At 39.7% G+C, this 9202-nt stretch carries 15 protein-coding genes and 1 pseudogene; 10 read left to right on the forward strand and 6 right to left on the reverse strand.

What is annotated here, in order from left to right; all coding sequences use genetic code 11:
- Positions 1 to 64: 64 nt before the first annotated feature.
- Together ACZ5AE_RS04635 and ACZ5AE_RS04640 are read left to right on the forward strand one after the other, a co-directional pair.
- A complete protein-coding gene (locus ACZ5AE_RS04635; protein ID WP_464569914.1) occupies positions 65 to 784 on the forward strand; it encodes a YjjG family noncanonical pyrimidine nucleotidase in 720 nt (239 codons plus the stop codon).
- A gap of 21 nt (positions 785 to 805) precedes the next feature.
- Positions 806 to 1018 (forward strand): DNA-directed RNA polymerase subunit alpha C-terminal domain-containing protein, encoded by a 213-nt coding sequence (locus ACZ5AE_RS04640; protein ID WP_464569916.1) that lies wholly within the window; start codon positions 806 to 808, stop codon positions 1016 to 1018.
- A gap of 8 nt (positions 1019 to 1026) precedes the next feature.
- Here ACZ5AE_RS04640 and ACZ5AE_RS04645 read toward each other — a convergent pair whose 3' ends face one another.
- Positions 1027 to 1368: a YqzG/YhdC family protein gene (locus ACZ5AE_RS04645; RefSeq protein WP_464569918.1), complete on the reverse strand. Its 342-nt coding sequence runs from the start codon at positions 1366 to 1368 to the stop codon at positions 1027 to 1029.
- Positions 1369 to 1753: 385 nt separating this feature from the next.
- Between ACZ5AE_RS04645 and ACZ5AE_RS04650 the strand changes: the two genes are divergently transcribed.
- Complete coding sequence (locus ACZ5AE_RS04650; RefSeq protein WP_464569920.1) at positions 1754 to 2254, forward strand: N-acetyltransferase family protein; 501 nt, start codon at positions 1754 to 1756, stop codon at positions 2252 to 2254.
- A 24-nt stretch (positions 2255 to 2278) separates the two neighbouring features.
- Here ACZ5AE_RS04650 and ACZ5AE_RS04655 read toward each other — a convergent pair whose 3' ends face one another.
- Complete coding sequence (locus ACZ5AE_RS04655; protein ID WP_261363804.1) at positions 2279 to 2404, reverse strand: hypothetical protein; 126 nt, start codon at positions 2402 to 2404, stop codon at positions 2279 to 2281.
- Between the two features lie 23 nt (positions 2405 to 2427).
- Positions 2428 to 2661 (reverse strand): hypothetical protein, encoded by a 234-nt coding sequence (locus ACZ5AE_RS04660; protein ID WP_464569922.1) that lies wholly within the window; start codon positions 2659 to 2661, stop codon positions 2428 to 2430.
- Between the two features lie 126 nt (positions 2662 to 2787).
- Between ACZ5AE_RS04660 and ACZ5AE_RS04665 the strand changes: the two genes are divergently transcribed.
- Positions 2788 to 3255: a hypothetical protein gene (locus ACZ5AE_RS04665; RefSeq protein ID WP_464569924.1), complete on the forward strand. Its 468-nt coding sequence runs from the start codon at positions 2788 to 2790 to the stop codon at positions 3253 to 3255.
- A 274-nt stretch (positions 3256 to 3529) separates the two neighbouring features.
- Here ACZ5AE_RS04665 and ACZ5AE_RS04670 read toward each other — a convergent pair whose 3' ends face one another.
- The 3 genes from ACZ5AE_RS04670 to ACZ5AE_RS04680 are packed head-to-tail and all read right to left on the reverse strand — an operon-like array spanning position 3530 to position 4468.
- Positions 3530 to 3922, reverse strand: a complete 393-nt coding sequence (locus tag ACZ5AE_RS04670; RefSeq protein ID WP_464569926.1) for a hypothetical protein — start codon at positions 3920 to 3922, stop codon at positions 3530 to 3532.
- 23 nt (positions 3923 to 3945) lie between these two features.
- A complete protein-coding gene (locus ACZ5AE_RS04675; protein ID WP_464569928.1) occupies positions 3946 to 4122 on the reverse strand; it encodes an amino acid transporter in 177 nt (58 codons plus the stop codon).
- A 25-nt stretch (positions 4123 to 4147) separates the two neighbouring features.
- Positions 4148 to 4468, reverse strand: a complete 321-nt coding sequence (locus tag ACZ5AE_RS04680) for a hypothetical protein (RefSeq protein ID WP_464569930.1) — start codon at positions 4466 to 4468, stop codon at positions 4148 to 4150.
- A 495-nt stretch (positions 4469 to 4963) separates the two neighbouring features.
- Here ACZ5AE_RS04680 and ACZ5AE_RS04685 point away from each other — a divergent pair, with 495 nt between their 5' ends.
- From ACZ5AE_RS04685 to ACZ5AE_RS04710, 6 genes and pseudogenes are all read left to right on the forward strand, one after another.
- Entirely contained in the window at positions 4964 to 6205 is a 1242-nt protein-coding gene (locus tag ACZ5AE_RS04685) for an MFS transporter (RefSeq protein WP_464569932.1), read from the forward strand.
- A gap of 77 nt (positions 6206 to 6282) precedes the next feature.
- Positions 6283 to 6822 (forward strand): HD domain-containing protein, encoded by a 540-nt coding sequence (locus ACZ5AE_RS04690; protein ID WP_464569934.1) that lies wholly within the window; start codon positions 6283 to 6285, stop codon positions 6820 to 6822.
- 193 nt (positions 6823 to 7015) lie between these two features.
- The gene (locus ACZ5AE_RS04695; RefSeq protein WP_464569936.1) at positions 7016 to 7537 is read left to right on the forward strand and encodes an N-acetyltransferase family protein; all 522 of its coding nucleotides are present in this window, start codon (positions 7016 to 7018) and stop codon (positions 7535 to 7537) included.
- 21 nt (positions 7538 to 7558) lie between these two features.
- Positions 7559 to 7969 (forward strand): GNAT family N-acetyltransferase, encoded by a 411-nt coding sequence (locus tag ACZ5AE_RS04700; protein WP_464569938.1) that lies wholly within the window; start codon positions 7559 to 7561, stop codon positions 7967 to 7969.
- A 39-nt stretch (positions 7970 to 8008) separates the two neighbouring features.
- A pseudogene (locus ACZ5AE_RS04705) lies at positions 8009 to 8545 on the forward strand (GNAT family N-acetyltransferase).
- Between the two features lie 189 nt (positions 8546 to 8734).
- The gene (locus ACZ5AE_RS04710; protein WP_464569940.1) at positions 8735 to 9187 is read left to right on the forward strand and encodes a DUF2269 family protein; all 453 of its coding nucleotides are present in this window, start codon (positions 8735 to 8737) and stop codon (positions 9185 to 9187) included.
- Positions 9188 to 9202 lie beyond the last annotated feature (15 nt).

Genomic DNA, 9202 nt, shown 5'->3' on the forward strand with positions numbered 1-9202 from the left:
GGTAGTCTTTTACCAGCGCCAGATAAAAAAAATGATAGAATAGAGAAAACTAGATTATTAGACTATGGAGGCAGCTGTGAGATACGATACGATATTTTTTGATATAGATGACACATTGTTCGATTTTGGAAAAACAGAACAGAATGCACTGCAAAAGGCTTTTACAGACTTTGGTCTGCCATCAGGTGTGCAGGATTACCGTCCGCGCTATAAAGAGATAAGCAAAATTTTATGGGGCGAATTAGAACAAGGGCATACAACGTTAGCTGAATTGGGCGTGGAGAGGTTTAGACGATTGTTTGTGGAATATAACCTCGAGTTTGATGCAGAGCGCTTTAATCATATCTATCTTGGATATTTAGGAGAGGGAAGCCATCTCGTTCCTGGAGCATTTGAAGTGTGCAGCAACTTGATTGGATGCAGGCTGGCCGTCATTACTAACGGATTTGGCCAGGTGCAGAAGTCAAGAATTGCAGGCTCGCCACTCTCTCAAGCATTCGAAGAAATCATCATTTCTGAAGAAGCAGGATACCAAAAGCCACATAAAGGAATCTTTGACTATGCCTTTTCCAAGCTGCAAATCACAGACAAAGAAAAAGTGTTAATGGTTGGCGATTCCCTGACCTCTGATATCCAAGGCGGAATCAATTACGGAATAGATACTTGCTGGTTTAATCCAAATTATAAAGATAACAATATTGGTATCGAGCCGACTTATGAAATTCGCGAACTGACCGACCTTTTAAAAATTGTCGAGCACAAACAAGAAATGCTGATTAAATAAACCATTTGGGGTGAGTGGGAGATGGAACAGAATTTGGACTTTGAAAAAAGCGATCTGCCGGAGAAATTGGCCAAGCCTGCACTTAGGGCACTAGCAGGAGCGGGTATTTTCCGGCTGGACCAGTTATCAAAGTTAAGTGAAGAAGAACTTCTGAAATTGCATGGCATGGGTCCAAAAGCATTAGGGCAGATACGAGAAGCTTTAGCTGTGAAGGGTATTTCATTCCGCAGGTAATTTTGAGATTATCTTGCGGATTCTTTGAACGTTACTTTTTGAATCTTTTCCGTTTTGTTTTCAAATTGAATATCGATAAATACACCATATTCTCTTTGTCCTTCTTTTAACCACAGCTTGAACTTTTCTACTGAGGAATTGGCGCCAGTCGTCCTTCCAATGTGGAGATAATCGACAATTTGGGCATTCGGATACTTTTTATGTGTTCTTTCCATAGCAACCCTTCCCCATTTTGCATAGGGTGGAATGGGTTTTTGCTGGGCATATACTTGATGATTTGAAACCACAGGAATACTACTTAAATAAACAAGGGCAGTTGCGGTTAGGAAGCTGATTAAGATTTTTCTCAACTCAATTCCCCCTTTGTTTTACGTATAGGATGGGATTATTGAGAGGGAATTATGTTAACAATTCTGTGGAAGTAAAAGGATGTTAGTTGTTACCGAAGAAACTGTTCGAAAACCCCTAATACTATGCAACAGAAAACGATAAAGCCAATAAATAGAAAGACATTCTTATTTTCATTCTTTTCTTTCTTTTGTTTAATTAATATTTCGCGATAAATATTCTGAATCCATCTTTGTTTCAAATCAAATGGCCCTTTTTTCTTAATCATCTCACTGTTCCGCCTTTTAACTGATTTTTCCATTTAGACGTAATAAAACGAACTAAGGTTTCGCATAAAAGGTTGGAGAAATTTAAAAATGATGTGATATTTTTTGGGAGAGATTGGTCATGTTCATAAGAGAGATAGAAGTTGCAGATGTCGAAAAGCTTACGAGACTTATTCAACAGGTCGAGGCCGAATCTGAATATATGTTGATGGAACCTGGCGAAAGAAAAGCTACACCTGAGCAGCACCGGCAAAGAATCGAAACAATGAAAAAGAGCGATAATTCCACTATTATTGTTTCGGAAGAAGACGGGGATTTAGTTGGTTATATGTTTGCAATTGGCGGAACTGCGAAGAGAAACCAACACACCGTTTATCTGGTGGTTGGGATTTTAAAAGATTATCGGGGAAAAGGCATTGGAACTCATTTGTTTGAAAAACTAAACGAGTGGGCAGTGAAGCAAAAAATACACCGATTGGAATTAACTGTCGTCACCCTTAACGAAACAGCGGTAGCCTTATATAAAAAAATGGGTTTTCAAATTGAAGGTACTAAGAAACATTCCCTGCTAGTCGGAGGTGAATTTGTTGATGAATATTACATGGCCAAACTGCTGCAGTGAACTGTGGAAAGGGGAAGACGCCGTTTATAGGCGGTCGTCCTCCCATGCACGGCTGTAATCCTTTATATTATCATTTGTTTTTAGTGTTTTAACTTCCTGGCTTTGGGTATTCCCCTGTGCAGGCTGGCGTTTTTTATTTTGTTTTTTCAAATCGATTGCCTCCCGATAAGAGTCTATTCAAAGAATCCTAAAGCATATTTTACAGCTTCATGAATATCGATTGTTTCGTATGCCACCATATCCTCATGGGAAATTTTCATTCTTACGCTTTCCAAATCATATCCACTGTCCAAATCCATCTCTAAAAGAACCTCATATCCTTCGGGCCCAACACTCGTCTCAATAATGTTAAATGTTCGAATGGCTGAACCTGTTTCGTAATCCTTTGAATCCAAACTATCTGCCATAAAAAACACCCCGTTTTTGCATTCTAGGCTACAAATTTAGATTTCCAATCGCACTCTGTCTATATTCATTTCAATTTTTGGAGTAAATACCTATATAAGTTGGGAAGATACCAATAGGAGGGAGTTATGATTAAAAATTTCTTTGTCCTGTTTTTGGTATTTCAGGCAACATGTTTTCCTGTTGCAGCCAAATCGGGTTGTTATGATATGCTTAACAAAAAAGTGCAGGAGGATATTCAAACCAGTTATCCGTTTTTAAAGAAACTAATGAAAAAGGATAATGCCTGGAGTTACGATTTCGAGGACTTAATTAAGATGGGTCTTCCAATTGGCAAAAAAGACTCCCATTTGGATTCCCTAATTTCGTTATTCGGCGGAACATCTATTGGTGAAAGAAGGTTAGTGATAACAAGTGGGAAATACAGCGAAAAGTGGGGGAACTCATTTACCGGCTTTATTTTTTATAAAGAGATTAATGGGGCAAATGTCATTTTAAAAATAAAGCGTGGTCCAGAAAAGTGGGAAGTGGTTGAAAAAAATAAAGTTCGTGGACGATACATAACATTGAGGGAAATTAATAAAAACTGCGGGTAAAGAGTGGGCGAAATTGGTAATTGAAGAGATCATAACGCGCGAACCGTCTGGAGTATAGGTGAGCGGGGCGTTATGAAAGGCTTATAACGCCCGAACCGAAAAAAGAGTTGGTGCCCGGGTAGTTATGAAAGGCTTATAACATCCAAATCGAAGAAAGATACAGCGCCTGGGTGGTTATGAAAGGCTTATAACGCCCGAAACAACCAAAATCCGTACCCCAGTGCGATAATTTGCTTCATTCGATTCACTCCTTTTTCATTATTGACAACACTTCCTATTTTTCTTTCAAACTATCTAACAAAAGGTAGCCAAAAATAACTCCAGCGATGGCCATAATCGTAGGGTTTGAGCCAGGATTCATGAATAAAGGTACAAAATACCAAGTAGCAAAAGGCCCGATAGCTATTAAAAGTACAGGTAGGCCGATAAGAATAAGTTTACCCCAATCTATTGCCCAGCGTTTCTTTTCCCAAATTTCTGTTACCAGCTTTGGCAGCCGGAGTAATCCCCCCACAAAAATAGGAAACAGCACACTAAAGATTAAATTGGGCATTACCCTAAAATACATACTTTGGTATTCCCTTAACTGAGTTTGAATTACGGATCCAACGAGAAGGACCAGAATGAGAATGAATGAATAAATAAGATTTTTCAACCATCTTTGCATTTCATCACCTCATTTTTCTAAAACTACCTCAGCAAACTCAAAATAATCAGCAACAATATCCCTAAAGCAAAAAAACTAATAAAAAAGTATCCAAAATACCTTAACGGCTTTGGCAGCTTCTTTAAACTTCCGTTAGCAGCATTGCCTTCGATATTATCATAGTGATCAATGACGTCATTAAATGGTTTATTTTTCGTCATTCAGACTCACCTCGTTATGAGAATGTTATCTTTGTCTAAACATGATAATAGCAGCTGCCATTAATAAAACCGGGGAAATAACTAGCCATTTAAACACTCCAGGTGTTGCTGCCAAATATAAAGTTAACGGGAAGGTCCAGATTCCACAAATCAATAGTAAGGTAGGTTTAAAAGAGCGGATTGCATAGAGAGCTATAATCATCGGAAGGAAATACCAAAGTGAAAAGGATGCAAGAACATCCTCAGGTGGAGGACCTCCAACGTAAGGATTATTGAATAAAAAGTATATGCAGAAAAGAAGTCCACCTAAAGAGCCAAGCACCCCCAAAAGTTTTGCTATATTCAACGCCATCCCTCCTCATATCTTTATATTCGTATATTAGATCTGAATAACCTCCTTTTTCCAAATTTTTGATAAAATAAAGAAATCATAAGCAGGGGTTATTTTTATGAAAAAGGTAGTTTTAAACCCGTTGAAAGGGATCAAAGATTGTCTATTATTGATTTGCTTTTAAAAAATACCCTAACCCAATCAATGAAAATGGCATCAGGGCTTTGGATATGGTGTTGTTCGAGAAAAGATTCACCATAAACTAACATATTTTTGCTTGAAACTCAAAAACAAATCCAGTAAAATGAAAATTACTCAAATTCGGAAGGGTGAACATTAAGCCAATGAATAACTAATCCTATTTTTAGAAATAATTCGTAATAACGAACATAATTCTGGATAGGATTAGTATAGGCTTTTTTATAAAAGGTTTAAATGGTACATGGTGTACTATGACTTTTTGCGCCGGATTTTCCTCCTATCCAGTTAATCGGATAAGGAGGTTTTTTTATGGAAAAAACAAATTCGGATATGTCGATGGGAGCATTGTTTCGTAATCAAGTGATTCGGACGATTTTGCTTTCGACGTTTTTCCTGCAAATCGGGATCTGGGTCCGTAATTACTCAATTTTGCTATTTGTGGTGGAGAAAACAAATGAAAACGCGGTGGCTGTTTCGCTTATTTCGGTAGCAGAATTCGCCCCAATCTTTCTATTTTCCTTTATCGGGGGAACTTTTGCCGATCGCTGGCGGCCAAAAAAGACGATGATCTGGTGTGACTTTCTAAGTGCCATTTCGATTTTTGTTGTGTTGATGGCACTTGTCTTTGGAAGCTGGAAAGCTATTTTCTTTGCGACTCTCGTATCCTCTATTCTTTCCCAGTTTTCACAGCCGTCTGGTATGAAACTGTTCAAGCTGCATGTGAGGGAAGAACTCATCCAAATGGGGATGTCTATTTACCAAACCCTGTTTGCGTTGTTCATGATTCTCGGTCCTGTTATTGGGACGTTTGTGTATCAGCACTACGGAATTGATGTTGCGATTGCCATCATGGGTGTTGCCTTTTTACTGTCGGCGGGAATTCTATTTTTACTTCCAGCCGATTATGAGGTAAAGGAGAAGGCTGAAAAAACAACCATTACGCAGGAAATGAAAGCAGGCTTCAGTTACGTTTTGAACAGCCGGGCATTGACGCTGCTTGGCGGATGTTTTGCGGCGGCAGGATTAGCACTGGGACTGACGCAGCCGCTGGCAGTATTTCTTGTCACAGAAAAGCTCGGCCTGCCAAAAGAGCAGCTACAGTGGCTGATGGCGGCATTTGGAGCAGGGATGATTTTAGGGGGTGGCCTAACTGTCGGATTGGCCAAAAAGACCCCGCCGCAAATTCTGCTGGCACTAGGAATGGCCATAAATGCAATTGTCTTTATGCTGCTGGGATTTTCCGAGTTGTTCTGGCTGACTCTTGCGGTTCAATTTCTCGCTGGCCTATTTATGCCATGCATCCATATTGGAATCAATACAATGATATTAAAAAATACAGACGCGGACTTTATCGGCCGGGTAAATGGGATTTTGAATCCGATGTTTATGGGGACAATGGTCATTACCATGACGGCAAGCGGCTGGCTGAAGGAAAAGTTTTCGCTTGTTGCGATGTATGAAACTACTGCGCTTTTATTTGTCGTCGGGGTGTTATTCCTAGTACCGCTTTTCAAAGGGGCGGCTGTATTGAAGAAAAGTGAAGAGGCTTAATTTTGGGGAGGAGCTTTTATAAAGGCTCCTTTTCTTATGGTAAAATATTCATATTGAAATGTGGGAGGGATTTAAACATGGACGTGATTGAAAAGGCACTTCAGATTGCCAGCAAAGCACATCAGGGCCAGTATCGAAAAGGAACGGACATTCCATACATCGCTCATCCTGCCGCTGTTGGCATGCTTTTGATGAAGGCGGGATATCGCGATGAGGTGGTGGCGGCAGGAATTTTGCATGATACGGATGAAGATACCAATTACAAACTGAAAGATATCAAAAGGGATTTTGGTGAAGAGATAGCTGAAATCGTGGCGGGATGTTCAGAACCAGATAAGTCGCTTTCCTGGGAAGAGAGGAAGGAGCACACAATTGGATTTTTGAAAAACGCCTCCAGCGATATCCGTGCCGTTGCCTGTGCCGATAAACTTCACAATATCCGGTCAATCATCAAAGATTATGAGCAGGTTGGCGAGGAGGTCTGGCAAAGATTTAAACGAGGCAAGGAGCAGCAGGAGTGGTATTACACCAATTTGGTCGAGAGCCTCAGACACCAGGGGTCGTTTAGTTTAGTAGAAAAACTAGAGAATGTGGTAATCAGGTTGTTTAAGCGTTAGAATTTAAGCGTGGAATGGAGGACAATTCGAACGAGGGCCCGCATGGAATTGGTTTTCATCAAGCAAATGAAGGACATTTTGAGCCGATACCCACCCGATTATGTCCTTCTTCAAAAAACGGGGGGCACATATAATCCATCCAATAGACAACTCACCTCAGTCCACCCTAAAAATTTTAACAAGGGAGATAGGTATGGAAATAAGATTACTAAACTCAAACGATGCCTCAAGCTATTGGCAGTTAAGGTTAGAAGCCTTAAAGCAAAATCCGGAGGCTTTTTTAACAAGCTATGAAGATGCTATAGCAAGAGATAACGCAGTAGAACAGACCGCGCAGAATCTAGCAGCAGAAGGAACTTATACATTCGGTGCATTCATAAACCAAGAACTAATCGGTGTCGTCACCCTAATGCAGGAGAAGCCAAGCAAAATCCGCCACAAAGCCAACATTTTCGCGATGTACGTAACACCACATAAACGAGTATCCGGTGTGGGCAGTGCCTTGCTTTCAGCCGCCATTGAAAAAGCAAAATCAATCCAATCAATCGAAAAAATAAATTTAGCTGTAACAGCAAGCAATGAAAAAGCGAAGAAACTGTATACTAAACTAGGGTTTAAAGTATTTGGGCATGAAGAAAGGGCATTAATCGTGAATGGTGAATATTTCGATGAGGAGTATATGGTTTTATTCCTGAAACCATCATCGGGAAATTAGTGAAAGGGAGTTTTTTTAATCATGAATACAAGTTTTGAAATAAAGCATGTATCACCAGCACCAACAGAATACATTGAGCTTAGAATTGAGGGAGGGCTTAGCGGCAAGTCACTTGAAGCCGCGACAATCGGCTTAAAAAACACTTTGTTTTCTGTTTGTATTTACGATCAAAACAAATTAATAGGATTGGGCCGGGTAGTCGGTGACGGCGGTACTGTTTTTCATATCGTGGACATTGTGGTGAACCCTAGTTACCGAGGTCAAGGGCTCGGAAAAGTAATCATGAAGGAAATAATGAACTATCTAGATAAGAACACGTATCCAGGCTCATATGTAAGTTTAATTGCGGATGATCCAGCTAATAAACTATATGAACAATTTGGATTTCAATATACCTATCCTAAATCGTATGGAATGTATAAGAAGTATTAGCCAAAGGCTGGTAAATTTATTAAAAAAGGGGGACTTCTCTTGCTAAAAAGCAAAAATATTTACATAAGACCCTTTACTGAAGACGATGCGGAATCCCTTTTTAATTTACAAAGAGAGAACCGCTATTTCTTCGAGAGAATTTCCTACGAGCGTACTGATGATTTTTACACAATAATAGCCCAGCAAAGCAGAATAAGAGAGTTTGCAAAGGATTGGGAAAACGACCAGGCGTATACCTTCGGGATTTTTACAAAAGGAGACACCTTAATCGGCACAATCAATCTATTTCAGGTTCTCCGCGGCTCCCTTTAAAGTGCATTCATAGGATACTTTTTAGATCAAAAGCATAACGGGAAAGGCTATACCACTGAGGCTGTTAAGCTCCAAGTGCAGTATGCGTTTAATGAGCTCAAATTGCACCGCATCGAAGCTGGGGTTATGCCGCACAATCTTGGCTCTATCCGGGTGTTGGAGAAAGCAGGCTTCCATAAGGAAGGAATCGCCATTAAAAATGTCAAAATCAATGGGAAATGGGAAGACCATCAGGTGCTGGCGATAATAAATCCGAATGATTAGACCAAAAAACCGGCAAGCCTTCATTATGGGCTATTCCGGTTTTTTTTAATTATCTAAAAAGGCTTTGACAAACAATCTTATTTTTTTGCCTGTATCAGTCCTAATCTACAAAAATATGTAACAAACCTCATTATATTAATAATCTTGTTTATGATAAAATTGTCCTGTAGAGAATGGAGGTAGCTGACGATGACTTTCTACAAGGCTCTAGTTTTCATACACATTTTTTCTGCTATTATCGGAATGGGGCCGGGGTTTATTTTAACAACGGTTGTTAAATCGGGAAAAACGATGACCGAACTGCGTCATTCCTATGCGATTCGAAACAAATTACATATTTATGTTATGATTGGCGGCACTTTATTACTGGTGACTGGCCTGGGACTAGGCTTATTCAATACAGCGCTTTTCCGTCAAGGATGGTATCTCATAAGTCTCATTCTCTTTTTGGCTGCCCTAGCAATCGGCCCGCTCGTCTTATCACCAAGGTCCAAACCCATTAAGGCGATGCTGGAGACACATAAAGGTGACGACATCCCGGAGGAGTATTGGCGTTTATCTAAAGAACTTTTCTTCTATGAAAATTTGGAGAATTTTATTTTTATCATAATCATTACCCTTATGATATTAAAACCCTTTTAGAAAAAATTAGAAGTG

It is taken from the genome of Neobacillus sp. S1227 (assembly GCF_055385255.1).